Raw genomic sequence first — 26390 nt, forward strand, 5'->3', positions numbered from 1 at the left:
AAAGCGAAGGTCCGCACGATGGAAGAAGCCGAGCGCAGTGAATTCGCCGCGCGCTACCACGCGGTGGTCGCGGCCACCTGGTCGGATCCCGACAAGGAGCGGATGCTGCTCCGCGATCCCGGGGCCCTGCTCGCCGAACACGGCATCGGCGTGCCGACGGGCACCGTCATCGAGGTGGTCCGCGACCGGCCCGTGACGTCCGAGGCCCTGGACTCCCAGATCCGGGCCTGGGAGGCGATCGCCGACGGCGGCGCCCTCAGGCTCCTGGTCCCATACCCGGAGCGGTTCGAGGCCACCGACCTCACCGAGGAGGAGCTCGACTCCCTCGTCGCCGGCCTCGGCCATCCCGCACTGTCCGACGTTCCCCGCTGAACGCCGTCGCACATCAGCAATCCGAAACCCGCAGGAAGCACAACAGAGGAGAAGGACCGTGAACGAGGAAGACGAGACCTACGCCGCCGATCTCTCGGACGACGACCTCCAGGCACTCGTGGCAGGACTCAAGGGCCTGACCGTCACGACCGACGAATAGGCACCACACCATCCGGAGCCCACGGCGGCCGACGGGGAGGACGTACCGCGTCCTGCCCGTCGGCCGCCGCAGCACTTTCCGGCGTCGCCACCAACGCTCGCGGACCGCAGCCCGCGAACGACAGAACGACAGAACGACAGAACGACAGAACGGCCGCGCCGCCAGCGGCACGACCGTTCCTCACGCCCGCGCCCGCGCGGGGTTCCTGCTCCTCAGCCGTCGAGAGCGGCCGCCAGCGCCGCCAGCGAGGGCGCCACCGGCGCGTCCGCCACCGGGTCGCCCGGAGCGTCGGCGCCTGGCCTGCGCACCGTCAGCGACAGGTGTACGGACAGACCGCCGCTCCGGCCGACGGCCGAGTGCGGTGCTCCGCGCGGGATGTAGAGCACCTGCCCGCGCTCCACCGTGGTCTCCAGTGCCACCGGCCCCGGTTCCGGCGCGTATCCGACCTCCCACGCGTCGTCCCCCGGGACGCCGTGCACCTGCCACCGCTTGCTGCCGTGCAGTTGTACGACGAAGACGTCCGCATCGTCGCGGTGTGAACCGAGCCCCTGTTCCCCCGAGGGCGTGACGAAGACGAACGCCTCTACGGGACGGCCGAGTTCAGCGCCCAAATGATCGGAGAACGCGGCGACCCCCGGATGCCAGTGCTCGACGTTGCGCATCAGCAGGGTGGCTCCCGCGGAGATCCTCCGCAGCACCTTGTCCGGGTCGGCGTAGCCGGGGAACTCGTGTTCACCGACCCTTCGCGGGGTGGTGAAGTCACCTAGTTCCAGGTTCCGCCCGCCGTGGACCATTTCCAGATAGGGCCTGCGGAGCAGGCCGCCGGCCAGTGCGGCGTCCAGGTCGGCCAGCGTGACCGGGCGGGCGTACGGCACGCCCGGACCGAACACGCGGGCCTCACGTCGCCACGCGGCCGCGAGGAACGGCTCGGGGTCTCCCACCAACGAGCGGAGGGTGTCCATCAGGGGCTCACTTTCTCTCACGAAACACTGCGGAGGGGACGGGACTCGGCGCGCAGCGCCGCCACCGCGGCGATCACCGTGGAGCGCAGGTCGCCGTGGACCTCCAGGCCCGGCCGCGCGCAGCGCAGCTGCGCCAGGACGTCCGGGCGGCGCCGGTACCCGTCCTCGACGCCCACCGCGATCATCCGCCCGGTGGCGGCTGCCGCTCCCAGTTCGTAGAGCGCGATGGGCTGTTCCGGCCGCGCGGCATTTCCGCTCGGAAACCAGAAGAGCACCAGGTCCGCCAAGGCCAAGTGCCGGTGCTCCCAGGTCACCATGGCCTCGTTGAAGCCGGACGCGTCGGAGATGACCCGGCGCGGACTGAGGAGGGCCAGTGAGCACCGGTCGGCGCCGGCGCCGGGCCAGGTCCGACGGAAGGCGGATATCGCGTCGTGGCGCCAGTCGGGGCAATTGTGCATTCCGCCGGCGAGGAAGATCCTCCTCTCCTCGGCCCGGGGCGCGTATTCCTGCATGGACTCGATGACTCGCACCTGTGCGGCCTTCATCATGCGCTCTCTACTGGTGGCGGGGACGCGGGGAATTCAGGAAGGGAAGCCCTGCCCGCACCACGGCACGCAGGGCCCAAACGGAACTGGTCGTGTACCCGCGGCACTCGCCGCCGGTACACGACCAGGAACGTGACGGTCAGATGACTTCCAGACCGCCCGAAAGCGCCTCCAGGTCCTCGTCGTTGACCTCGGGGGAGGTCTCCTGCGACGCGGTCTCAGGCGTGATCTTCTGGGTGTCGCTCATGTCTTTCTCCTTCTGACGGGAAGAGCATGCTGAATTCCGAAGAATCAGTTCTCTCGGGTGGGATGGGTTGAACTTAAGGGCGTCCTGAAGTGGCCGACAAGGCCTTTCCGACAGTTACTCCATTGCTTGCACGGCCATGGCTCCACCGTTTCACCGATCCGTGCAATTGCCCCGGCCGCCTCGGACGGATGCGCTGCCCTTCTCCCGGAAAGCCCGGTCGGCCGGCGCTCCCGGCCTAGGCTGCGGGCCCAGCGGCAGTCCCCGATCGACGGGGCGCCCGTCCGCCAACCACCAGCCCGTGACCCGCTCTTCGAGAGGAGCTCCCCGATGTTCCTCGGCATGGCCATCGACGCGACCGGCTGCCATCCGGACTCCCGGTGGCATTCCCCCGGCGACCCACTGGACCCCGAGCGCCAACGACGGCTCGCACAGCAAGCCGAACGCGGTGGTCTCGACTTCGTGACGCTGGACGACTCCATGGTGATCCCGGAGGGGCCCTGCGCCGCCCTGGGGCGCCCGGACGCGGTGACCGTGCTCGCCGGAATCGCTCCGCTGACCACCACCATCGGCCTGCTGGCCACGGTGACGACCACGTACTGCGAACCCGTCCACGTCTCCAGGGCACTGGCCACGCTCGACCACATCAGCCAGGGTCGGGCAGGTTGGCGCCGGCGCGTGGTCACCGCGGCGGCGGAGGCCGCGCACTTCGGACCCGAATCCGCGGCCGGGGCGGATGAACTCCACGCGGAACAAGCCGAGTTCACCGATGTGGTCACCAAACTCTGGGACAGCTGGGAGGACGGTGCGGAGATCAGGGAGGTGGCCACCGGGCGCTTCCTCGACCGGTCCAAGCTGCGCCACATCGAACACGCCGGACCTCACTTCCGCATCAAGGGCCCGGCGAACGTACCGCGGCCGCCGCAGGGCCATCCCGTCCTCGCGGTCGACTTCGACCCGCGCGGACACCGGGCCCCCGCCCCCGAAGCCGACATGGTGTTCGTCGAGGTCCCGGACGCCCGGGAAGCCCGGGCACGGGTCGGAGCGCACACCCTGGTCATCGGCGAGCTGGAGGTGCTGTTCTCCGGCGACCACGGCGTGTCCGACTGGGACGGTCGCACCGGGGACGCCGCGTCGCGCCGCTCCGGGTTCGCCGGCACGCCGGTCGAACTCGCCCAACTGCTCGGTGACATGTGGGATTCCGGGGACGTCGACGGGTTCCACCTGCGCCCCGCGTTCCTGCCCACCACGCTGTCCCGGTTCGCCGCGGAGGTCGTCCCGGTCCTGCGTCAGCGGTCCTGGCTCCGCCCGCACCGGGGAACGACCCTGCGCGCGCGGCTCGGCCTGCCCGCCAAGGCCCCGAACGTGTTCTCGGCCTGAAAGGTGGCCCCTCGATGAACAAGCCAGTCAAGCAGGTGCACCTCGCCGCGCTCTTCCCCGTCAACCACATGACCACCTGGCGCGATCCGCGCGCCGGGAGCCAGGTCGATTTCGCTTCGTACTCCCACCTGGCCCGCACCGCGGAGCGGGGCAAGTTCGACGCCTTCCTCCTCGCCGACTTCCCGCGCCTGGTGGAGCACCGCGGCCAGGTCTCCGACGTCGGCGTCGCGGGTCAGCTGGACCAGATCACCGTGCTGTCGGCGCTGGCGTCCGTAACGGACCGGATAGGGCTGGCCGCCACCGTCAACGCCACCTTCAACGAGCCCTTCGACGTGGCCCGCAAGCTGGCCACCTTGGACCATCTCTCCGGTGGTCGGTGCGGCTGGAACGTCGTGACCACGCCGGACGCCTGGACGGGCGAGAACTTCCGCCGCGGCGGCTATCTCCCGCACGCGGACCGCTACCTGCGGGCGGCGGAGTTCGTCGACGTCGCCAGGACCCTGTGGGACGGCTGGGGGCCGCGCGGGGCCACCCGGTTCCACCACGAAGGGCCGCACTTCCGCATCGAAGGACGCTTCACCGTACCGACCTGCCCCCAGGTCCACCCCTTCACCATCCAGGCGGGGGACTCCGAGCAGGGCCGGGAGTTCGCGGCCGCGACGGCCGAGATGATCTACAGCCGTCACCTGGGGCTGGCCGGTCAGGCCTTCTACGCGGACGTCAAACGCCGAGTGGCCCGCCACGGTCGCGCCCCCGAGCACGTGAAGATCATGCCCGGGGTGTCGTTCGTCCTCGGCGACTGCGACGAGGACGCCAGGGCGAACGCCGCGCTCGCGCAACGCCGGGCGGTGAGCCCGCAGCTCGCCGTCTGGTACCTGGAGCGCACCTGGGGACGCGACCTGTCGGCGTACGACCCCGACGGACCGCTGCCGGACATCGACCCCGATCCCGAAGCGGCGCCGCCCGAGTGGCCGGGGCTGGCCGACGCCGCGGTGCGCTCGCGCCGGGCGGAGAAGTGGCGGGCCCTCGCCGCCGAGCAGAACCTGGGCATCCGGGAGCTCGTGATGAAGCTGACCGCGGGCCGGCCCTTCATCGGCACGCCCGCCCGCGTGGCCGAGCAGATGAACGACTACGTCCAGTCGGACGGCGCCGACGGGTTCGTCCTGGTGCCCCGGTACGCCCCCGGCGGACTGGACGAGTTCGTCGACCGGGTCGTGCCCGAGCTCCAGGACCGCGGCGTCCTGCGCACCGAGTACTCGGGCCGCACCCTGCGCGGACACTTCGGGCTCCCGGCGCCCACCGGGCATCAGCCCAGCAGTATCTTGTCGACCATCCGGGTGGTCGACCGCCCGTCGACGTAGGGCAGGATCACGGTCCGGCCGCCCCAGCCCTCGACCAGGGCCGCCTCGGGCAGGTCGTCCACCCTGTAGTCGCCGCCCTTGACGTAGACGTCGGGCCTGATCCGGCTCAGCGCCTCGGCCGGAGTGGACTCCGCGAAGACCACCACCCCGTCCACGGAGGCCAGCGAGGCCAGCACCGCCGCCCGGTCCGAGGCCGTGACGACCGGGCGCTGCGGTCCCTTCAGCCGACGGACGGAGTCGTCGTCGTTGAGGCACACCACCAGGCAGTCGCCCAACGAGCGGGCGCTTTCGAGGAGGGCCACGTGGCCCGCGTGCAGCAGGTCGAAGCAGCCGCCGGTCGCCACCACCGTGCCGCCCGCGGCGCGCACCCGGGCGACCACCGCCAGCGGGTCGGCCGGTTCGGCGTCCGCTCCTGCGGCCGCGGCACCCGCCGTCCAGGCGGCCGCGCCGCCTGCCGCCACGAACTCCCCGGCGGCCCGGACCGCGCCGGTCACCGCCTCCGAGAGCAGCGCGCCGCCCGCGAGCAGTGCGGTGGCCGCTGCGGCGAAGCAGTCGCCGGCACCGCACGTGTCGGCCCCGGCGATGGGCCGCCCGGGTACGGCGAGGGGCGAGGACTTCGCCGAGTCCAGCAGGAGGGCGCCGTCCGCTCCTCGGGTGACGGCGACGCCGACGGCCCGCCAGAGGTCGACGAGCCGGCGGCCGCGGTCGATGTCCGACCCCACGTCCGTGCCCGCCGTACCGGGAGCGAAGCCGCTCGCCTCCCTGCGGTTCGGCGTGACCAGCCGGGCGCCGGGGACGGGCCGGGCACCGCGCGCGTGCGGGTCCCAGACCATCGGCGTCGCGGGAGCGGCGGCGGCGAGGGCCGCCCGGACGGAGGCGTCCGCGGTGATGCCGCGCCCGTAGTCCGAGACCAGGACGGCGCTCGCGCCGACCACCAGGGCGCGCTCCTCGTCCGTGAGGGTGCGGCGCAGCGCGGGCCCGGCGTCGGGGGCCTGGCTGATCATCAGCACCGTCCGCCCGTCGGCCCGGACCCGGCTCTTCACCGGCGTCGGCCCGGCGAGGCCGAGGTCGACGACCCGGACCCCCGCCTCCCGTAGCAGCCCGCCCAGCTCCCGCCCCTCCCGGTCGGCGGACAGGGCCGTCACCAGGGTGACCGGCCGCTCGCCGCGCGCGGCGAGCACCGCGGCGAGCGCGGCGCCGCCGGGCCGCGCGCGGACCTCGACGTGGTCGACGACGACGACCGGTGCCTCCGGGGATACCCGGTCCACCCTGCCCACCAGGTCCCGGTCCAAGAGCGCGTCGCCCACCACGACCAGCCCGCCCGGAGTCGCAGGGGTGTCCGGCGCGGGGGTCAGCGGCGGGCAGACGCCGAGCGCGATGTCGACGCTGGCGCACAGGACGTGCACGGCCACCAAGTGGCATTCCTGCACGGTTGCGGTAGGACCGTGCGCGCGGACGGCCTCGTCGGCGAGTTCGCCGAGCGGGTTGGGTGCGGCGCCGGTGAGGGCCCAGACGGTCATGCCCCGCTCGCGGGCCGCCCCGGCCGCCCGCAGGAGGTTCCCGCTGCGGCCGGACGTCGACAACAGCAGCAGGACGTCGCCGGGGCGGCCGTGGGCCCGTACTTGGCGGGCGAAGACCTCGTCGTACCCGTAGTCGTTGCCGATGGCCGTGACCGCCGAGGTGTCGGCGTGCAGGGCGATCGCCGACAACGGCTGGCGGTCGTCCCGCAGCCGCCCGACCAGCTCCGAGGTGAGGTGTTGGGCCTCGGCCGCCGAACCGCCGTTGCCGGCCGCCAGCAGGCGCCCGCCACGCTGGAGGCGCACGGCCAGCTCGCTACCCCACGCCTGGAGCCGCTCGACCTCCAGCAGGCCGAGCGCCCGGTGGAGGTGCTCGATGTGGTCGGTGCCGTTGGCGAGCGGCTGCGGCTGGACTTCGGGCGCGCCTGTCACTGGGGATCTCCAAATCGTTCGGACGGCGACCGCTTGGGGCGGAGCGGAGCGGAGCCGGGTCGGGGCGGGGGCGGGGCCGGTGCGGCCGGTGGCGTCGGTGGTCCTGCCCGGCCGACACGTCCTTCAGGAGTGGATGTACCGGGTGCGTTCCGGGGCCTGCGCGACCTCCAGGCGCTGGACCACAGGGTTGCGCTTGCCGCCCGCGGTGAGCACGAACCCGGCCTCCGGCCGGTGCCGGAGGCGGAACCCCCCGCAGGTCCCGAAGTGCTCGCCGAGCCGCGCGTTCACCGATCGCGCCGTCACCGCCGCGTCGGCCCGGGCACCCACCGTGACGAGGTCGAGCAGCCCGGGTTCGTGCTGCACCACCTGGAAGTCCGGCAGCCCGGCCGCACAGAGCGCGGCGAGGAGCGCGTACGGCGAGTACGCCGCCCCGTCGATCCCGACGAGGCTGCTCCCGGTCCGGCCGAGCAGGCCGTCGGTCACCGTCCCCGGGAGTCCGCAGTCGCAGCTGGTGGGCCGGGGCGCCAGGTCGCCCGTGACGTATCGGATCACCGGCATGGGGGTGGAGAGCAGCTGGGTGAGGACGATCTCGCCCGCCTCGTCGTCTCCCGCCGGAGTGATCTCCGGCAGGACGAAGTCGTCCTGGAAGTGCATCCGCCGCTGCCCGCATTCGAAGGCCGCGTATCCGGTCTCCGACGTGGCGTAGAGCATCGTCACCTTGCAGTCGAGGGTCTCCTCGACCAGGCGGCGGCCGCTGTCGGGCATGTGCTCGTAGGTGGCGACGACGCCCTGCGGCCGGAGCCTGATGCCGCGGTCGGCGCAGTAGCGCGCCAATGCGATCACCCGGCTCGACGAACCGGTGACCAGGTCGACCGGCAGCCGGCCCACCACGGCCTCGTAGTCGGCGACGATCCCGGGCGAATCGGGGTCGAAGCCACCGAGGTTGCACTTGACGTAGGGGCGCGGCAGCATCATCGGTTCGAGCAGCGGCGTGCCGCCGAAGAGCAGTCCCACGTTGAGGACCGTTCCGCTGTCCGGGAGGCCGAGGTGGGCGCTGAAGCGTTCCCGGACCACGTCGTTCGAGAGGCCGCCGGTCTCCGCGGTGGAGAGCAGGGCGACAGGCTGGCCGGTGCTGCCGCTGGTCTGGGTGAGGAAGAAGCGACCGGGCTCCATCAGGCCCGTCGCGTCACGGCTGATGGAGTCGAGGAAGTGGGCGCGCAGATCGCTCTTGCGGGTCAGCGGGAAGTCGCTCAGCTCCACCTGCTCCCGGTCGCGCAGCGCACGGTAGCGGGGCACCCGCTCCTGGGCGGTGGCCAGCAGCCGGCCCAGGCGCTCGGCGCCCCGGTCCCGGTCGTACGCGGCCAGCTCCGATATCTCCTGACGCTTCTCCCGGAACCAGGAGGATCGGGTTTTGCGCGCCATCCGTGCACGCATGTCCCGTACGTCGTGGACGAGGTCGTTCGGCGAATTCAACGCGGCCCTCCAAATAGGTTCTTCGCGAATTCGTCTCTCGGCGAGACGAGCCGAACCTAGGCCGCCCGGGGAAGCGTCGACAAGGTCCTTCTCGCACTTGCTCCGGAGCGTGCCGCACAACGGGAGGAACATGTCATCGATTCATGCCAAGGATGCCCGGACGAGGCCCTGGACGAGGCCCTGTTTCGCCGCCGACCCGACCGGGCGATGGGTCAACGGCTCGTGCACGGCGACTCCGTAGGGGAGGTGGTCGCGTGGATCGGACTGCCCCGTGTCCAGGAACTTGCGGAAGGGGCCGCCCGGTTGGGCCCACAGGACGGCGGTGACGCGCGGGTTCGCCATGAGCATCGGGCATTCCACCCGCTGCCAGGTGTTTCCCCTCCTGACGGCGTCGCCGAAGACGATCCGCACCTCGCCCTGCGCGGCCTCGGAGAATCCCACGGAGGCGCGCCGCCAGAAGGCCGCGGCCCTTTCGGAGTAGTCGCAGTAGTACGGGGTGGGCAGGCCGAGCTCTTCGATGAGCATCATCATCGTCCGCCCGCCGTACTTCTCGGCCGTGGCCTTCGCCACCCCTTCGACCGACTTCCCCCGATAGGTACCGCTGTAGTACCACAGGGCCGTGGGGTCGCCGCGTTCCACGGCGCACCGCATCTGTTGTCTCGTCACCCATCTGGAAACGTCGTCGGTCTGCCCGGGAAGGACGACGCCGCCGCCGTTGGTCGGCCCCTCGTGCGCGAAGGGAACCGACTCCCCGACCGGCTCGGCCCAAACGGCCCGGGTGTCACCGCGGGCCATTACAGATAGGCCGAACGTTCGGGAGTGTCCGGCAGTTGCAATTGCTGCACCACGGGGTTGCGCTTGCCGCTCGCGGTGAACCGGAAGGCGTGGTGCGGTCGGTGGCACAGGCGGAAGCCCCGCCGGGCACCGAAGTGCGCGTCGAGCCCCCTGTTGACGTCCCGCACGCAGGCCGCGGCGGCTTCCACCGGGCCGACGGTCACGAGGTCGAGCATGCCGGGTTCGTGCTGGACTACCTGGAAGTCCGGCAGGCCGGCGGCGGCCAACGCGGCGAGCAGCGCATAGGGCGAGTAGAGCGATCCGTCGAGGCCGACCAGGCTGCTTCGGGCCCGACCCAGGAGGGCGTCGGTCGCGGTGCCGGGCAGGCCGCACCCGCAGTCGACGGGCCGGGGCGCGAGGTCGCCCGTCACGTAGCGGATGATCGGCATGGGGGTGGAGAGCAGGGACGTCAGGGCGATGGAGCCCGCCCCCTCGTCGCTGACCGGCTCGATCTCGGGCAGGACGAGGTCGTCCTGGAAGTGCATCCGCCGCTGCCCGCATTCGAAGGCCGCGTATCCGGTCTCCGACGTCGCGTACAGCATGGTCACCGGACGGCCGAACGCTTCCTCGATGATGCGGCGGCCGCTGTCGGGCATGTGCTCGTAGGTGGCGACGACGCCCTGCGGGCGCAGGGTGATGCCCCGGCCCAGGCAGTACCGGGCCAGGGCGATGACGCGGCTGGAGGAGCCGGTGATCGCGTCGACCGGGAAGCGACCGACCGCGGCCTCGTAGTCCGCGACGACGTCGGGCGCGTCGGGATCGTAGCCGCGCAGGTTGCACTTGACGTAGGGGCGGGGCAGCATCACCGGTTCGAGGAGCGGGGTGCCGGGGAAGAGCAGCCCCATGTTGAGGACGGCCCCGGTGTCCGGTAGGCCGAGGAAGGCACTGAACCGCTCGCGGACCACCCTGTTCGAGAGGCCGCCGGTCTCCGCGGTGGACAGCAGGGTGACGGGCTGGCCGGTGCTGCCGCTGGTCTGGGTGAGGAAGAACGCGCCGGGGGCCATCAGACCCGTCGCGTCGCGGCTGATGAAGTCGACGAAGTGCGCGCGCAGATCTTCCTTGCGGGTCAGCGGGAAGTCACCCAGACTCAGCCGTTCGCGCTCGTGCAGGGCGCGGTAGTACGGGACCCGCTGCGCGGCGGTTGTCAGCAGGTGGTCGAGGCGCTCGCGCCCCCGATCGGGGTCGTAGGGGGCCAGGTTCTCGATCTCCTGACGCTTCTCCCGGAACCAGGCGGACGACGCCTTGCGGGTGATGCGCTCGCGCAACTCCTGGAAGTCGCGCGCCAGATCGCTCGGCAGGTTCGACACACGGTCCTCCTTGCGGACGAGGGCCGGGTGCCGGCGGCGTGCGCCGGCACCCGGCCCGGACGGACGTCAGATGCGCTCGAGGCCGCCCGAGACGACCTCCAGGTCCTCGTCGCTGACCTCGACGTCGAATTCGTCCGACGTGGTCGCCGCATCGGCCTTCTGGATGTCGCTCACGATTCCTCCAAGCAGGGTGACAGGTGAATTCCGATGGAGACCGTTCGGGTGTGCGCCGCCCCGGCCCGTTGGAATTTCGTCTCTCGGTCGAGACGATTCGAAGCTAAGGCGCCCGGCGCAATGCCCACAAGAATTTCCTGACGCTTACTCAGGAACGTGTACGGACCGGCCCGGAGCGTTTCACCGATCCGTGTCATCGCCGTCGACCTCGATCTCCGGCTGGAGTACCAGAGTTCCGTCACCGCCTGCCGGGCGACGCGAGCGGCGTGGGCCGTCAGGTAGAAGTGGGCGCCATCGTGGACCTCGCTGGAGAAGGGGCCCGTGGTGGCCGTGGCCCAGAGGGCGGCCTGGTCCGGGATGATGCGGGATGGGCGTCGCCCGAGAGGGCGAGGACCCCCGCGCGCGGCGGCGGGGTGCCCGGGTTGCGGCGGTAGGCGTCGATCAGGCGGTGTCGTTGCGGATGACCGGGAGCGGGATCTCGCTCAGCTCAGCGTCCTGCCGGACCTCTGCGTGCGTCCCGCCCAGGGCCTTGACCGAGGCGATCGGTTCGGCGTCCGTCACCTCGCCGGCGCCGACTGGGGCGCGTCCAGGGCGCGTCCCGGAGCGCAGAGCCGGGTGAAGTGCGTGGCACCCGAGGCTTCCAGGAGCAGGAGGGTCTCGTAGGCCACCACCGCCCCCATGCTGTGCCCGAACCGCACGGTGGGCAGCAGGGGTTCGGCCGGCAGCTCGCGGAGCTGGTCGGGGAGGGGATGACCGCGCGTTCCGGGTCGTACTGGGGGGCTTGACGCCCAGGACGGGGGTTTTCGGTGTAGATGCCGAGCCGGTAGGCATCCAGGAGGACTGACTTGACCTTGTCGAAGGCGTTGGACTGGGTGGCGAGGCCGGCCCCGTTGCGTTCCATGGTGCGGATGAAGCCGTCGACGACCTTGTGGTCGAAGGCGCTCATCCGGCGGCTGCCGAGGGTGGGACAGGGTGCGCAGGGAGACTCGGCGGGGTCGCGCTGGCAGTTGCCATGCGGTGCGGGACTCCTGGGGCGCCGATGCTGACCTTGCTGACGCAGGAGGGTCCAATACGTTCCTGACATGTACGAAGACGGATATCTGTAGTGTTACGTTCCGGAACTGGATCGGCCGGAGCAACGAGGCCTGGATGGAGGGCACTCGCTACGGCGAGGTGAAGGGCTACGACGGTCCTCCCGTCTGACCAGGTGGGGTCAGCTTTGCCAGGAGCAATGCTGACCCGATGCCGACCTTGGTGACGGTTCGTCAAGTCATCTTGAGCTTGGTGGCGGTGAGCTCCGTGGGCCGACGCTAGATGCGCCGACGACGGCCCACGCGAGGTGTGACGGCCGCGGCCACGACCGCGGTCTTCGCAATAGGCGCGTTGCGTCCAGGTGTGACGGCCGCGGCGACTACCGCGGTCTTCGCGACGGGCGCGCCGATGACACCGACCCTTCCAACACGTGCAGGTCGCAACGGCATTTTCAGTCTCCTACGGTTTCATTTGCTACGTCGGCCTCGATCGAGGCGATAATCGCCTGGATCGGAATACGCCCATTGGCGATCAGCTGGCCTCCCGAGTGCCGCACCGCTGATGCGAACGGTGCCGCCCACAGGTTCTCCCAGATGAGCACTCCAGCCGTGCTTCCCGGCTCCATGGCGGCGGCAAGATGCCCGACGTCCTCCTCGGCCAGGAGCTCTGCGAGCTGGGCCTCGATGGCCTCCAGCTCCCCGAGACCGTCCATGTCGGAGAGTTCTGACGCCTCGACGGTCCCATCCTTGTCCTTGGTGAGGATCAGGACATCGATCACGCGAATCGTGCCGGATTTTACCAATTCTGCAAGCGCTGTCGCCATTTGGCCCGTGAAATTGCTTGCTCCTGCCGGGAATTCGACAACGAGATAATCGACGGGACCCAGTTCGTCGAGGGATGCATCTGTCATCATCGGTCCCCTTCCTCAGCCAAACTGAGTGGTCTCGGCTTGAAATATCGGGACCTTCTCAGCGTATCCCCGACTCCTGCACGGCGGCGCGCCGACGACCGGGCGGGCGGGGGCGGGAGGCCCAGGACGCTGCGCGTGAGAGGCGCCAGGACGCGGCGAGGCGCGGTGTGGACCTGCGACTGTGCCCCGCTGCACAGCGACGATTGCGGGGTGTGATGGCTGCCGAACACGTCGAGCCCGGCCTCGCTGTCGCGGTGTGGTCTTGCGGACCGCGGCTCGTTGGAGGTGCCCCGCAGACCGCCCCCGGCGAGTAGCCGCCTCGTTGCGTCGTTCGAGGGGCACCGCTGCTCCGAATGGCCGCGCGGGGCGAGCCGCCCGCGCTCGCGCAGGTCGACACCGAGGAGTGTTGCCCCCGGGGCCTGCTTGCGGCCGGCGACGGGAGAGATCAGTGAGCTCAGCTGTGGACGAGGGGCGACGGCCGGTGCCGGCGATTCTCCGGGGCCAGAAGGCGCTGGTGACCGGGGCGAACTCCGGCATCGGCAAGGCGACCGCGATCGGGCTGGGCCGGGCGGGCGCCGACGTGGTCGTGAACTACGTCTTCGGCCGGGAGGCGGCCGAGGAGGTGGTGAAGGAGATCGAGTCCTTCGGCGTGCGGGCCTACGCGCATGAAGCGGACGTCTCCCAGGAGGACCAGGTCGTCGCGATGGTCGACCGGATGGTCGAGGAGTTCGGCACGATCGACATCATGGTGGCCAACGCCGGGCTGCAGCGGGACGCCGCCGTCACCGAGATGACCGTCGCGCAGTGGCAGAAGGTGCTGGACGTCAATCTCACCGGCCAGTTCCTGTGTGCCAGGGAGGCGGCGAAGGAGTTCGTCCGCCGCGGCGTCGTACCGGAGGTGTCCCGCTCGGCAGGGAAGATCGTCTGCATGAGCTCGGTCCACCAGATCATCCCTTGGGCGGGCCACGTGAACTACGCCGCGTCCAAGGGCGGTGTCCTGATGCTGATGCAGACCCTGGCGCAGGAGCTCGCGCCGCAGGGGATCCGGGTGAACGCGGTGGCGCCCGGCGCCATCAGGACCCCGATCAACCGCAGCGCGTGGGACACCCCGGAGGCCGAGGCCGACCTGCTGCGGCTGGTGCCGTACCGCCGGGTCGGCGACCCCGAGGACATCGCCGACGCGGTGACCGTCCTGGCCTCCGATCTGATGGACTACGTCGTCGGCGCCACCCTGTACGTCGACGGCGGGATGACGCTCTTCCCCGGCTTCGCCACCGGAGGCTGACCGCACCGTGGACGATCACGTCACGCCCCGCCGGGTGGTGATCCTCGGCGGTGGCTTCGCCGGCCTCTTCGCCGTGCGGGCTCTGCGCAGCGCCCCGGTCGCGGTCACCCTGGTCGACCGCTGCGCCCACCACCTGTTCCAGCCGCTGCTGTACCAGTGCGCCTCCGGCATCCTCTCGGAGGGGCAGATCGCCCAGCCGCTGAGGGCGGTTCTGCGTCGCCACCCCCAGGTGCGGTGCGTGCTGGCGACGGCCACCGGCGTGGACGCGGCCGGGCGGGTCGTCCACGCGCTGAAGCCTGACGGCGGCGCGCTGGAGCTGCCCTACGACGATCTGATCGTGGGGATCGGCGTGCGGCAGTCGTACTTCGGGCACGACGAATTCGCGTCGTACGCGCCCGGTATGAAGACGCTGGCGGACGCGCTGACGGTGCGTACGAAGATCTACCAGGCCTTCGAGGCGGCCGAGGCGAGCGAGGACCCGCATGAGCGGGCGCAGTGGCTCACGTTCGCCCTGGTGGGCGGCGGCCCCACCGGGGTCGAGCTGGCCGGGCAGATCCGGGAGATCGCCGGCCACACGCTCGACCGGGAGTTCCGGGCCGTGGACCCCGGTCGGGCGCGGGTGCTGGTCTTCGAAGGCTCGGACGGTGTGCTCGGCGCGTTCGGCCCGGTGCTCTCACGCCGGGCCGCCCGCACGCTGGACGCCCTCGGCGTCGAGGTTCAGCTGGGGTCGATCGTCACCCAGGTCGACGACCGGGGTCTGACGGTACGCCGCAAGGACGGTGGCACGGAACGGGTGGAGGCGCGCACGGTGCTGTGGACGGCCGGGGTCGAGGCACCACCGCTGGCGACGGCACTGGCCCGGGCGACCGGCGCCGAGCAGGACCGGGCGGGACGCATCCGCGTCGAGCCCGACCTCACCATCGCCGGGCATCCGGAGATCCGGGTGGTCGGCGACCTGATGAGCCTGGACAAGCTGCCCGGACTCGCCGAGGTGGCCATGCAGAGCGGCGCCTACGCCGGACGCCGGATCCGCCACTCCGTCGAGGGACGGACCCGCACACCGCGCCCCTTCCGCTACCTGGACCTGGGCAGCGCGGCGTACATCTCGCGGGGCAAGGCCGTCGTGAAGATGGGCCGCTTCCACGCCTCGGGGCTGATCGGGTGGCTGATCTGGCTGTTCATCCACATCGTCTTCCTCACCGGTTTCCGCAGCCGGATCGGCGCGCTGGTCAGCTGGGCGGTGGTGTTCGCCTCCGGTTCGCGCCGGGAGCGCGCCTTCACCCCGACGGTCTCGGACAGCCCCGTCGCGCAAGCCGTCCCCCCGTCCGGTCCACCGGCTGACCCCCTCATCCGCCACGAGCCACCGAGGCCCGCATGAACACCGCAGCACAGCTCCTGGCGGACGCCCCCGCGCAGCTGTTGCCCGCCCGGGAACTCATGGCGTTCACCCTGGCCTCCCACATCATCCTGGTGCCGCTCGGGGTGGCATTGCCCTTCATCACCCTGGTCATGCACTACCGGGGCCTGCGGAAGAACGACCCGGTCGCGCTGCTGCTGGCCCGCCGGTGGTCCGCGGTGATGGCCGTGCAGTTCGCCATCGGCATCGTCACGGGCACGGTGCTCTCGCTCGAATTCGGTCTGCTGTGGCCGGGCATGATGGGCCGCTGGGGCGACGTCTTCGGACTCGGCTTCGGCGTGGAGGCCTGGGCGTTCTTCCTGGAGGCGATCCTGATCGCCATCTACCTGTACGGCTGGCGCAGGCTGAACCCCAGGACGCACTTCTGGCTGGGCGTCCCGATGCCGTTCGTCGCCCTGATGGGCGCGTTCGGCATCATCGCCGCCAACTCCTGGATGAACACTCCGCGGGGCTTCACCCTCGACGCGTCGGGCAAGCCCGTGAACGTCAGCGTCCAACAAGCGGTCTTCACCCCGATGTTCGGCCCGCAGTACTGGCACTTCGCGGTGGCGATGTTCCTGACTGCGGGCTACGTCGTGGCCGGCGTCTATGCGGTCGGCTGGCTGCGCGGGCGGCGCGACCGCTACCACCGCCTGGGCTTCACCGTGCCGTTCACCGTCGCGGCGATCCTCACGCCCGTGCAGTTCGTGCTCGGCGACAACATCGCAAGGCAGGTCTTCCACAAGCAGCCGGTCAAGTTTGCCGCCGCCGAGCTGGTCTGGGACACCGACACCCACGTGCCCGAGTACCTGTTCGGCCGCCTCCAGGAGGACGGCACCATCAAGGGCGGCCTGAAGATCCCCCAACTCGACTCCATCCTCGCCGGGTTCAGGCCCGACACCCAGGTCACCGGGCTGACCTCGGTACCCGCGTCCGACCGGCCCACCGCCACCCAGGCCACCATCGCCCACTGGGCGTTCGACATCATGGCCATCTTCGGCAGTGTCCTCATCCTGCTCGCCCTCTGGTACGCCTGGTGCTGGTTCCGCCACCGCGACCTGCCCCGCTCCCGGTGGTTCTTCCGGTGCGCCGCCCTCGCCGGGGTCGCCAGCGTGATCACCGTCGAGTGCGGCTGGATCACCACCGAGGTGGGCCGCCAACCCTGGATCGTCTACGAGAACATGCGGGTCTCCGAAGCGGTCACACCCACCGCTGCCTCATCGTTGTGGACCATGTTCGGCCTCGTCGTCGCGGTCTACGTGCTCGTCTTCGGCGCCTTCCTCGCCGTCGTGCTGAAAATGCGCACCGGCTGGCGCCTTGCCGACGCCGGCTCCGCCCGGGCGCTTGCCGAGGGCCCCGAGACGGACACCCCGTACGGCCCGCGCCCGGAACCGGCCGTCGGCCCCGGTCCCCGCCGGGCGCCCGGGAGCGAGCTGTGACCGCGGACATCGTCGCCTTGATCCTGCTGCTCGCGATCGCCGCGTACGCCTGCGGCGGCGGCGTCGACTACGGCGCGGGGTTCTGGGACCTCCTCGCAGGTGGCGCCGAACGCGGGAAGCGCCCGCGGTGGCTGGTCGACCATGCCATGGCACCGGTCTGGGAGGTCAACAACGTCTGGCTGATCTTCGTCCTCATCCTGATGTGGACCGGCTTCCCGGTCTTCTTCCAGACGGTCTTCACCGCCCTGTGGCTCCCGCTTGCGCTCGCGGCCGTCGGCATGGTGCTGCGCGGCGCCGGGTTCGCCCTGCGCAAGCCCACCAGGCGGCTCGCCGCACGCCGGTTCTACGGCGCGGTGTTCGCCGTTGCCTCGCTGCTCACCCCGTTCTTCCTGGGCACGGTGATCGGCGCGGTGGCCTCCGGGCGAGTCGCACCGGGCACCACCGCTTCGGCGGACGCCTGGGCCAACACCACCTCGATCATGGCCGGACTGGTCGCCGTCGCCGCCGTCGCCTTCCTCGGCGCGGTGTTCCTCACTGTCGACGCCCGCCGCTTCGACGCCCCCGACCTCGTCCGGTACTTCCGGATCCGCGCCTGGGCCGGCAGCGCCGCCCTGCTGGTCGTCAGCGTGATCGGTCTGACCGTGACCGACCCGCACGCCTCGTACGTCCACCAAGGGCTCACCCACGGCGCCGGGCTCGGCCTCCTCCTCGCCTCCCTGGTGGCGCTGGTGGTCACGGCCTGGCTGGTCGCAGGCCAGGCCGCCGGATGGGCGCGGTACAGCGCGGTCGCCGTCGTGGCGCTGGGGGTCGCGGCCTGGGGCTTCGCCCAGCACCCGTACCTGGTGCCCACCTCGCTGACCGTCCAGCAGGGCGCGGGGGCGAGCGCGCCGCTGCAGTGGATGCTCATCGTGGCCGCCGTCGCCCTCGTACTGATCGGTCCTGCCCTCGTCGTCCTCTACCGCCTCGACACCCACGGCGTGCTGGAACCCCTCACCGACGAGGACGTCAACCGGTAGCGACCCTCTGGCGAGTCGGCAGGAGGACCCGCCAACTCGCCGGGTAGGACGGTCTCCACGGAAGGGCCGCAATGACATCGAGTCAGATCCTGATCGGCGCCGGACTGATCGTGGCCCTCGCCGTCGGCTCCCAGCTGGTCGCAAGCCTGCTGCGCGTCCCGGCGATCCTCCTGCTGCTTCCGGCCGGGTTCATCGCGGGCACGCTGACCGACGACGTCAACCCCCAGAAACTGCTCGGTCCCGCATTCTCCCCACTGGTCTCCCTCGCCGTCGCGGTCATCCTCTACGACGCAGGCCTCGGACTCGACCTTCGCCACCTCAAGGGCCACACCCGCACCGTCGTGGTCCGGCTGGTCTGGCTCGGGGCCCTGGTCACCTGGGTGTCCGCGGCCCTGCTCGCCGTCCCCATCATCGGCATGTCGCTGAGCGCCGCCGTGATGCTGGGCGCGATCCTCGTCGTCAGCGGTCCGACCGTCGTCGGGCCACTGCTCAACTTCGTCCGCCCGACGGAGCGCCTGCAATGCGTCCTCGTCTGGGAGGGCTCCCTGATCGACCCGCTCGGAGGCATCCTCGGAGCGTTCGTCTTCCACGGCGTCCTGGCCAGCGGACAGCACGGCCTCGCCGGCCAGTTCGCCATGTTCTGCGGCAGCGCGGCAGTCGGGCTCGCCGGCGGCGCCGTCGGAGCCGCTCTGCTCTGGCTGCTCCTGCGCCACCTCACCCTCGACGAGGTACTCGGCACGACGGTGCAGCTCGCCGCAGTGGTCTCGGTGGCAGCAGCCTGCGACGCCTTTCGCGACGACACCGGCCTGATCGCCGCCGTCGTCATGGGGGTGGCGCTGGCCAACCTGCCCGGTCTGGACATGCCCGCCCGCCGACCCTTCTTCGAGGCGCTGGTCTCACTGATCATCGGCCTGCTGTTCATCTCCATCTCGGCCACGGTGACCCCGCAGTCCCTGCGCCACGTGGCGCTGCCCACCCTCGGCCTGGTCGCCGCCCTCGTCCTCGTGGTCCGGCCTCTGGTGGCGATGCTCTCCACCGCCCGAACCGACGTTCCCTACCGGGAGCGCTGGTTCATCGGCTGGATGGCGCCGCGCGGCATCGTCGCCGCGGCCACCGCCTCCACCTTCTCCGTCTCGCTCGTCCAGGCCGGCATCGGCGGCGCACAGAAGATCCTTCCCGCCACTTTCATGGTGATCGTCGCCACCGTCATGGTGTACGGCCTGACAGCGATCCCGGTGGCCCGTCGGCTCGACGTCCGCCGCTCGGCCCGCTCGCGACCACTCCTGGTCGGCGGCGACCCCTGGGTGATCGAGCTGGGGCGCGCCCTGCGCTCCGCGGGCCTGGACGTGCTCATGTGGGCCGGCCCCGACGGCCAACGCCGCAGCATCACCAATGCCGACCTCGACCTGGCCCCCGGTGAACTGCTCGCCGCCGCCACCGGCGCCGGCGCCGAACGCGAGGGCATCACGGACGTCCTACTGCTCACCGACGAGGACGACTTCAACGCCCTCGCGTTCATGACCCTCAAGGAGACTGTGGAGAGACCCGTCCTCTGCCTGGCGCCGCCCACCCGCAGCCACGGCGTCGCCGCCCCCTGCACGGGCAGCGAGGCGCTGTTCGGGGATGGCCTCAACCGGCCCGAACTGGCCCGCCGGTACGCGGGCGGCGCCCGCATCGTTGTCCACCGGGTCGACGAGGGCGTCCCGGCCGGACACGACATGCTGTTCCTGGTGCGGCCGGACGGACAGCTCACCGCAGCCACAGAGACCGGCGCGCCGACGCCGGGCGGCGGCGACATCGCCATCCTTCTGACACCCGCGGCCAAGTCCCCGCCGTAGGTACGGCCACCGTCAGCCCCCGGCCGAGGCGGACTTCGACCGCCACCCGAGCCGTACGGGACGGTCCGGTTCGCCGGTTCGCCGGTGCGCCTGCACGGCCCCTGCTCCCAGGGCCGTCTCAGCCGCGCTGGCGGTCGAGGGCTTCGTCCAGGGTGCACGCCGCCATGATGAGCGACAGGTGGGTGAACGCCTGCGGGAAGTTGCCGAGTTGCTCGCCGGTGGGGCCCACCTCCTCGGCGAAGAGGCCGACGTGGTTGGCGTAGGTGTGCATCTTCTCGAACGTGTAGCGGGCGGGCCGCAGGCGTTCGGCGCGGGCGAGTGCGTCCACGTACAGGAAGGTGCAGAGGCTGAAGGTGCCCTCGGAGCCGCGCAGGCCGTCGGGGGAAGCGGCCGGGTCGTAGCGGTAGACGAGGCTGTCGGAGACCAGAGTGCGGTCCATGGCGTCGAGGGTGGAGAGCCAGGACGGGTCTCTGGCCGCGACGAAGCCGACCCGGGGCATGAGAAGAAGGGAGGCGTCGAGGACGGCGTCGCCACCGTAGTGCTGGACGTAGGCCTGGCTGGACTCGCTCCATCCGCGCTCCATGACCTGCTTCAGGATGGCGTCGCGGGTCTTCGTCCAGCGGTCGGTGTCCGCGGGCCGGCTGAACTCGGCGGCCAGCCGCACGCCGCGGTCGAAGGCGGCCCAGCACATGACCCGGCTGTAGGTGAAGTCCTGGCGGCCGCCGCGAGTCTCCCAGATTCCCTCGTCGGGACGGTCCCAGGAGTCGGCCAGCCAGTCCAGCGTCCGGGCGAGCACCTGCCAGCCCCGGTAGCCGGACTGGATCGCGATCTCGCGCCCTTCGGACAGCGCGTAGAGGGCCTCGCCATAGATGTCCAGCTGCAACTGATCGGAGGCCGCGTTGCCCAGCCGTACCGGCGCGGAACCCCGGTACCCCTCCAGATGGCCGAGGATCTCCTCGGTCAACAGCGGTTCGCCGTCGACCCGGTACATGATCTGGAGCGGTTCGCCGCCCTTGCCCGCGGACTCGCGCAACCGGTCGCCGAGCCAGCGCGTGAAGTGGGCGGCCTCCTCGACGAATCCGAGGTCGAGCAAGGCGCGTACGGAGAGCGAGCCATCGCGTACCCAGGTGTAGCGGTAGTCCCAGTTGCGTTCGCCGCCGACCTGCTCGGGCAGGCCCATGGTGGCCGCGGCGACCGGCGCGCCGGTGGGTGCGTAGGTGAGGAGCTTGAGGGTGATGGCGGAGCGGTTGACCATGTCGGGCCAGCGGCCACGGTAGTTGGAGGCGTGGACCCAGTGTTGCCAGAAGTCGGCCGCATCCCAGAGCTGCTGGGTGATCCCGTCGACGGTGGGCGGTGGCGGGGCCTGGCCGTCGGCGTCGCAGACGGTGAAGATGACTGCTGCCGATTCGCCCACGTTCAGCGTGACGGAGCCCCGCAGGTCGTCGCCGTCACGCTCCACCGGAAAGGTGCTCTGGAGGTGCGCACAGACTCCCGGCGCCCGGAAGACGGCGCCCTCGGGGCGCAGGTCGAGGTCATGGGAGGCCCGGCCGTAGTCGAACCGGGGGCGGCACTCCATGTCGAACCGGACGGTGCCGCGGACGCTGCGCACGGTCCGGATCAAGGTGTGCCGGTCGGTCGGGGTGCGGATGGTGTTCGGCGGCATCCAGTCGATCACCTCGCCCACCCCGTCGGGGGACATGAAGCGGGTGACCAGGATGGCGGTGTCCGGGTAGTACAGCTGTTTACAGCTGGCCTCCGGGTCCTGCGACGCGAGCCGGAAGTAGCCGCCGCGGTCGTGGTCCAGCAGGGCGGCGAAGATGCTGGGGGAGTCGAAGCGGGGCGCGGCGAACCAGTCCACGACGCCGCGCGAGGTCACCAGCGCGGCGGTCTGCAGGTCGCCTATGAGGCCGTGCTCGGCGATGGGCGGATAGCGGTCCATGAGTCTCCCCAGGTCAGCGTAGTCCCTTTGGGATCACTATCGGCCAGGACCGCCGGTGGTGCCCGTCGAGGCGGGCGCGGCCGGCCGACGGCCCGGTCTCTGCGGGCCCTCGCCGGATGCCGGCACCCGACGCGCGGCGTTGCCGTGGATGAGCGGTCCGTATGAGCGATCCTGCAGAGGCCGGCGGCCGGCCGGGATCCCGTAGGACGTGGAGGTTCACGATTGGACATGATCCATGTCCGCGCGGTGAGCCCGCCGGACCTCACCGGCCGGGTCGTCGATCTCCTTTCGGGTGACCCCTCGGTCCTGAACCTGATCGTGCAGCCCGGCGCAGTGCGTCACCCGGACGGCGACGCACTCGCCTGTGACGTGCTGACCGGCGCGGCGAACGACGTGTTGCGCGCCCTGCGCGCGCTGCACCTGGACAGTCGCGGCTCCATCGTCATCGAACCGGTGGACATGGCCTTCGTCGGCGAAGGTGCTGACGCCGGGGCGGGCGGGCACGGCGCACTCACCCACGCACCCGTCTGGGAGCAGGTCGAGGCACGGATCCGGGCCGAGGGGACGTATGCGCCGAGCTTCTACCTCTACCTGGTCGTCGCCGGACTCATCGGTGCGGTCGGAATCGTCACCAATTCCCAGATCCTCATCGTCGCCGCCATGGTCGTCGGCCCCGAGTACGGGGCCATCGTCAGCATCGCGCTCGGTCTCGACCGCAGGAACCGGTCCCGGGTCCGGCAGGGGCTGCGGGCGCTGCTTTCGGGCTTTTTCCTGGCCATCGTCGTGACCTTTCTTTTCAGCCTGCTGATCCGCTGGTGCGGCTTCGAGTCGAAGGCGTTCAGCCTGGGCATCCGGCCGGTTTCCCATCTGATCTACTCGCCCGACTTCTTTTCGTTCGCCGTGGCGGGGTTGGCCGGCATCGTCGGCATCGTCTCCCTCACCGAGGCGAGAACGAGTGCGCTGCTGGGGGTGTTCATCTCGGTCACGACCATTCCGGCCGCCGCGGACATCGCGGTCTCCTCCGCTTTCGCGAGCTGGAGCGAGGCCCGTGGCTCGTTCATTCAGCTGGTCGTCAACATCGTGGTGCTGATCGTGGTGGGCACGGGCACGCTCCGCTGCCAGCGGGAGATCTGGCGCCGGGTCGGTGCACGGCGCGCACTCGCAGCCCGGCGGTAGGGGTGCTCCCCGGGGAACGGTCGTGGAGGCAGCCGCCGCCACCCGCCTTCACCTTCGAGGAGCCGCAGATGAGCGCGACATCATGGGCGACCGCCGCCTCACTCGCGCGAGAGCATGGCGGCGGCTTCGCGTTCGAGGTCGACGAACGCCGCGCCACTGACGTCGACGACCACCCGCTCGATCCTTCCGCCGGTGAAGGCCCAGGGGCGGGTGCCGGAATAGTCGTCGGTGACGGCGTCGCCGCCGTCGCGGCCGATGTTGAGGCCCTCGCCCGCGACGCTGAACTTCCCCGGCTGGGTCCTGATCCGGCGTTCACCGACCTTGCGCTCGCCGTAGTAGAGGCTGAGGGTGCCGTGGGAGGTGCCGGGCGGGTCCTCACCGTCCTTGTCGAAGGACGCCGCGAGCAGCAGATCGCGGCCGGTCGGCAGGTCCTCGGCCGCGCTGATCCGCTGCTCCTCGCTGCCAAGGAAGTTGTAGACGTAGTGCAGCCGGTTGTCCTTGACGTAGAGGGCGTGGCCGCCGAAGCGGCCACCGTGCGAGAACAGCACACCGGACGCGCCCGGGCCGGGCAGGTCGACCAGCGCGCCGATCGAGTAGGAACGCCCGCGGATGGAGACCGCGACCGACTCGGGCACCTCCGCGCCGCCGGGGCGGTACACGTAGCGGTCGCGCGGCGGTGCGAGCTGCGGCCGAGGGTTGGTGATGATCTCGACGCCGGAGCGGTCGTCGAGCGGGAACGCCTGGTGGGCGCCCGCCTCGTGGAACCACAGGCCGATGAGTTCGGCGAGTTTGCCGGGCTCCTCCGCGGCGAGGTCGTGGAGTTCGGCGCGGTCCTCCATCGTGTTGTAGAGCTCCCAGGTGTCGTCGGGGAAGTGGCTCCATCCGCTGAGCGTGGGGTGGGTGGTGACGGCCTTCCAGCCGTCGTGCCAGATCCCCCGGGAGCCGAGCATCGAGTAGAACTGGGTGTGCTTGGCGGTCGGGATGCTGCCGGTGTCGAAGCTGTAGCGCATGCTCACACCCTCGATGGGGTGCTGGGTGTGGCCCTTGACCGTCTCGGGGAGTTCGATGTCCAAGCAGTCCAGCAACGTCGGGACCAGGTCGACGGCGTGGTGGTACTGGTCGCGTGTCTCGCCGCGGGCCTTGATGCCGGCCGGCCAGGAGATCACGCACGGGTCGCAGGTCCCGCCGTTGAACGAGTAGCGCTTCCACATCTTGAACGGGGCGTTGAAGGCCATCGCCCAGCCGTTCGGGTAGTGGCCGTAGGACTTGGTGCCGCCCAGCTCGTCCAGCATGGCCAGGTTCTCGGCGAGGTCGTCCGGGACTCCGTTGGCGATCTTGTTCTCGTTGACCGAGCCGTTCGGACCGCCCTCGCCGCTGGCCCCGTTGTCGGAGACCACGACGATGATGGTGTTGTCCAGCTGCTCGGTGGTCTCCAGGTAGTCGAGCAGACGGCCGATCTGGTCGTCGCAGTGCGAGAGGAACCCCGCGTACACCTCGGCCATGCGGGCGAAGAGGCGCTTCTCGTCGTCGGACAGGGTGTCCCAGGGCCGGGTGAAGTCCAGAGGCGGGAACGGTTCGCCACCAGGGCCGGTGCGGGTCTCGGGGGTCCCGATCGGGTTGAGCGGAGGCAGCTCGGTGTTCTGCGGGATCAGGCCCATCTCCTTCTGCCGGGCCATGGTCTCTTCCCTCATCGCCTCGTAGCCGGCGTCGAACCGGCCCCGGTAGCGCTCGACCCACTCCGACGGCACCTGGTGCGGCGCGTGCGCGCACCCGGGTGCGTAGTAAAGGAACACCGGACGCTCCGGAGCGATCGCCTTCACGTCGCTGATGAACTCCAGGGCCTTGTCGGTGATGTCGACACCGAAGTGGTAACCGTCCTCGGGCGTGGACGGCTGCTCGACGGGGTGGTTGTCGTGCACCAGGTCCGGATACCACTGACTGGTCTCAGCCCCGAGGAAGCCGTAGAAGCGTTCGAATCCCCGGCCGATCGGCCAGTTGCGTTTGGTGGACGCCAGGTTCATCTCGTCCTCGGCGCACAGGTGCCACTTGCCGACCAGGGCCGTGCTGAATCCCTGCTCGACGAGGATCTCCGCGAGCGTGGCGCACTCCGGGGGAACGTGTCCGTTCGCGCCGGGGAAACCGACCGCGCACTCGCTGATGCAGGCCATGCCGTTGGTCGTGTGGTTGCGGCCGGTCAGCAGGCACGAGCGGGTCGGGGAGCACAGCGCGGTGGTGTGCCACTGGCCGTAGCGCAGGCCATTCGCCGCGATCCTGTCGATGTTGGGCGTCTCGATGGGGCCGCCGTAGCAGCCCATGGCACCGAAGCCCACGTCGTCGAGCACGATGTACAGCACGTTCGGAGAGCCGGCCGGGGCCTTGGGTTGCTCGTAAGGTCCCCAGTCCGGGACCGAGTCGCGGATGTCGAGGTTGACGACACCGCGAAATGGCTTGGCCATGGCAGGTCTCCTCACGCTGGTCCTTTGCCCAGCGTCAGTGACCGTCCCGATGCCTGCAACCGGTGATGGCTGCTGGCGGCAGGCAGGTCGTCGTTGGTTCCTGAGGGCCTCCGGACACCCCCTAGGGCTCGGGCGGCCCGGCGCAACGGAAGCCGATGTTGCCGGTGGAGGAGTCGGGGGTGTTGGCCATCCGTGCGGAGACACGGTAGCGGCGGCAGTAGGAGGCGTGGCAGAGGTAGGAGCCGCCGCGCAGGGAACGGGCGGTGCCGGTGGGCGGGCCGGTCGGGTCCTGTCGGGGGCCGGTGGCGTGCCAGGTTGGGTGGAACCGGTCGGCGGTCCACTCCCACACGTTGCCGGTCATGTTGTGGAGGCCGTACGCGTTGGGTTCGAAGGCGTCGACGGGACAGGTGCCGAGGTAGCCGTCCTCGCGGGTGTTGTGCCCCGGGAACGTGCCATTCCAGACGTTCATCCGGTGCTGGCCGTCGGGCCGCAGTTCGGCGCCCCAGGGGAAGGGCATGCCCCGCAGGCCGCCGCGTGCGGCGTACTCCCACTGTGCCTCGGTGGGCAGGCGCCGCCCGGCCCAGGCGCAGTAGGCGGCGGCGTCGTTCCAGGAGACGTGCACGACGGGGTGGTCGTCCCGGCCGGTGAGGTCGGAGTGTGGGCCCTCGGGGTGGCGCCAGTCGGCGCCGGGGACCTCGCGCCACCACGGCGCGGCCGCGACCGCCCGTGTCGGCGGGAAGGTGTCGGGGAGCAGTCCGCCGAACACGAACGACGCCTGGTAGCGCTCGGCATCGGTGACGTGGCCGGTGGTGTCGGCGAAGGACCGGAAGCGGGCGTTGGTGACGCAGTGGGGGTCGATGCTGAAAGGGCTGAGTGTGACCTGCCGTACCGGTCCTTCGCCGTCCTCGGGGTAGGCGAGGGCGTCGGCGCTGCCCATGGCGAAGGTGCCGCCTTCCAGGCGGACGGCCGGTCCGCAGAAGCCCGCGGCGACCGCGGGTGCGGGTGTGTGCCGGGTCGCGGCGTTCTGTGCGTGCTCGGCGCGGCCGGGGGTGCAGCAAGCGGGCCTGTCGTGCTTCATCCTGGGCGACTCTCTGACTGGGGGAGCGCCCGGCCCGAGTACGGGGGCAGGGCACATCCGCGCT

Annotated in this window: 19 protein-coding genes and 1 pseudogene; 10 read left to right on the forward strand and 10 right to left on the reverse strand. The window is 70.9% G+C overall.

Features of this window, described 5'->3' with window-relative positions; genetic code table 11:
- Positions 1-18 precede the first annotated feature (18 nt).
- Complete coding sequence (locus ACIQU4_RS05550) at positions 19-372, forward strand: hypothetical protein (protein ID WP_403726164.1); 354 nt, start codon at positions 19-21, stop codon at positions 370-372.
- Between the two features lie 372 nt (positions 373-744).
- Here ACIQU4_RS05550 and ACIQU4_RS05555 read toward each other — a convergent pair whose 3' ends face one another.
- Both ACIQU4_RS05555 and ACIQU4_RS05560 read right to left on the reverse strand, forming a co-directional pair.
- Positions 745-1494: a JmjC domain-containing protein gene (locus tag ACIQU4_RS05555; protein WP_403726167.1), complete on the reverse strand. Its 750-nt coding sequence runs from the start codon at positions 1492-1494 to the stop codon at positions 745-747.
- A 17-nt stretch (positions 1495-1511) separates the two neighbouring features.
- Complete coding sequence (locus ACIQU4_RS05560; protein WP_403726169.1) at positions 1512-2042, reverse strand: nucleoside 2-deoxyribosyltransferase domain-containing protein; 531 nt, start codon at positions 2040-2042, stop codon at positions 1512-1514.
- A 571-nt stretch (positions 2043-2613) separates the two neighbouring features.
- On the opposite strand from ACIQU4_RS05560, the gene ACIQU4_RS05565 reads away from it, so the two are divergent.
- Together ACIQU4_RS05565 and ACIQU4_RS05570 are read left to right on the forward strand one after the other, a co-directional pair.
- The gene (locus ACIQU4_RS05565) at positions 2614-3663 is read left to right on the forward strand and encodes an LLM class flavin-dependent oxidoreductase (RefSeq protein ID WP_403726172.1); all 1050 of its coding nucleotides are present in this window, start codon (positions 2614-2616) and stop codon (positions 3661-3663) included.
- Between the two features lie 14 nt (positions 3664-3677).
- On the forward strand, positions 3678-5024 hold the full coding sequence (locus ACIQU4_RS05570; protein ID WP_403726175.1) for an NtaA/DmoA family FMN-dependent monooxygenase: 1347 nt from the start codon (positions 3678-3680) through the stop codon (positions 5022-5024).
- Here ACIQU4_RS05570 and rfaE2 read toward each other — a convergent pair.
- The 4 genes from rfaE2 to ACIQU4_RS05590 form a co-directional block, all read right to left on the reverse strand.
- A complete protein-coding gene (gene rfaE2, locus ACIQU4_RS05575) occupies positions 4970-6973 on the reverse strand; it encodes a D-glycero-beta-D-manno-heptose 1-phosphate adenylyltransferase (RefSeq protein ID WP_403726178.1) in 2004 nt (667 codons plus the stop codon). The genes ACIQU4_RS05570 and rfaE2 overlap by 55 nt on opposite strands.
- A 123-nt stretch (positions 6974-7096) precedes the next feature.
- Positions 7097-8446, reverse strand: a complete 1350-nt coding sequence (locus ACIQU4_RS05580; protein ID WP_403726181.1) for a phenylacetate--CoA ligase family protein — start codon at positions 8444-8446, stop codon at positions 7097-7099.
- A 141-nt stretch (positions 8447-8587) separates the two neighbouring features.
- A complete protein-coding gene (locus ACIQU4_RS05585) occupies positions 8588-9112 on the reverse strand; it encodes a hypothetical protein (protein ID WP_403726184.1) in 525 nt (174 codons plus the stop codon).
- A gap of 128 nt (positions 9113-9240) precedes the next feature.
- Complete coding sequence (locus tag ACIQU4_RS05590; RefSeq protein ID WP_403726186.1) at positions 9241-10587, reverse strand: hypothetical protein; 1347 nt, start codon at positions 10585-10587, stop codon at positions 9241-9243.
- A gap of 1281 nt (positions 10588-11868) precedes the next feature.
- On the opposite strand from ACIQU4_RS05590, the pseudogene ACIQU4_RS05595 reads away from it, so the two are divergent.
- Positions 11869-11964, forward strand: a pseudogene (locus ACIQU4_RS05595) (pirin); the annotation flags it as partial.
- A gap of 280 nt (positions 11965-12244) precedes the next feature.
- Here ACIQU4_RS05595 and ACIQU4_RS05600 read toward each other — a convergent pair.
- Complete coding sequence (locus ACIQU4_RS05600) at positions 12245-12706, reverse strand: DUF6325 family protein (RefSeq protein ID WP_403726189.1); 462 nt, start codon at positions 12704-12706, stop codon at positions 12245-12247.
- Between the two features lie 487 nt (positions 12707-13193).
- Here ACIQU4_RS05600 and ACIQU4_RS05605 point away from each other — a divergent pair, with 487 nt between their 5' ends.
- The 5 genes from ACIQU4_RS05605 to ACIQU4_RS05625 all read left to right on the forward strand — a co-directional run bounded on the left by ACIQU4_RS05605 (position 13194) and on the right by ACIQU4_RS05625 (position 19677).
- The gene (locus tag ACIQU4_RS05605; RefSeq protein ID WP_403727691.1) at positions 13194-13988 is read left to right on the forward strand and encodes an SDR family oxidoreductase; all 795 of its coding nucleotides are present in this window, start codon (positions 13194-13196) and stop codon (positions 13986-13988) included.
- Positions 13989-13995: 7 nt separating this feature from the next.
- Positions 13996-15366, forward strand: a complete 1371-nt coding sequence (locus tag ACIQU4_RS05610) for an NAD(P)/FAD-dependent oxidoreductase (protein ID WP_403726191.1) — start codon at positions 13996-13998, stop codon at positions 15364-15366.
- Positions 15363-16823 carry a cytochrome ubiquinol oxidase subunit I gene (locus ACIQU4_RS05615; protein ID WP_403726193.1) on the forward strand — a complete coding sequence of 487 codons (1461 nt, stop codon included), beginning with the start codon at positions 15363-15365 and terminating at the stop codon, positions 16821-16823. The genes ACIQU4_RS05610 and ACIQU4_RS05615 overlap by 4 nt, the downstream gene beginning before the upstream one ends.
- On the forward strand, positions 16820-17839 hold the full coding sequence (locus ACIQU4_RS05620; protein ID WP_403726194.1) for a cytochrome d ubiquinol oxidase subunit II: 1020 nt from the start codon (positions 16820-16822) through the stop codon (positions 17837-17839). Before ACIQU4_RS05615 ends, ACIQU4_RS05620 begins: the two co-directional genes overlap by 4 nt.
- 71 nt (positions 17840-17910) lie before the next feature.
- Complete coding sequence (locus ACIQU4_RS05625) at positions 17911-19677, forward strand: cation:proton antiporter (RefSeq protein ID WP_403726197.1); 1767 nt, start codon at positions 17911-17913, stop codon at positions 19675-19677.
- Between the two features lie 118 nt (positions 19678-19795).
- On the opposite strand, the gene ACIQU4_RS05630 is transcribed toward ACIQU4_RS05625, so the two are convergent.
- Positions 19796-21616: a glycoside hydrolase family 15 protein gene (locus ACIQU4_RS05630; RefSeq protein ID WP_403726199.1), complete on the reverse strand. Its 1821-nt coding sequence runs from the start codon at positions 21614-21616 to the stop codon at positions 19796-19798.
- A 222-nt stretch (positions 21617-21838) separates the two neighbouring features.
- On the opposite strand from ACIQU4_RS05630, the gene ACIQU4_RS05635 reads away from it, so the two are divergent.
- Positions 21839-22792, forward strand: a complete 954-nt coding sequence (locus ACIQU4_RS05635) for a DUF389 domain-containing protein (RefSeq protein ID WP_403726202.1) — start codon at positions 21839-21841, stop codon at positions 22790-22792.
- A 98-nt stretch (positions 22793-22890) separates the two neighbouring features.
- On the opposite strand, the gene ACIQU4_RS05640 is transcribed toward ACIQU4_RS05635, so the two are convergent.
- Both ACIQU4_RS05640 and ACIQU4_RS05645 read right to left on the reverse strand, forming a co-directional pair.
- The gene (locus tag ACIQU4_RS05640; RefSeq protein WP_403726205.1) at positions 22891-25248 is read right to left on the reverse strand and encodes an arylsulfatase; all 2358 of its coding nucleotides are present in this window, start codon (positions 25246-25248) and stop codon (positions 22891-22893) included.
- A gap of 121 nt (positions 25249-25369) precedes the next feature.
- Positions 25370-26326, reverse strand: a complete 957-nt coding sequence (locus tag ACIQU4_RS05645; RefSeq protein ID WP_403726208.1) for a formylglycine-generating enzyme family protein — start codon at positions 26324-26326, stop codon at positions 25370-25372.
- Positions 26327-26390 lie beyond the last annotated feature (64 nt).

The organism is Streptomyces sp. NPDC090741, assembly GCF_044769045.1.
Taxonomy (GTDB): Bacteria; Actinomycetota; Actinomycetes; order Streptomycetales; family Streptomycetaceae; genus Streptomyces.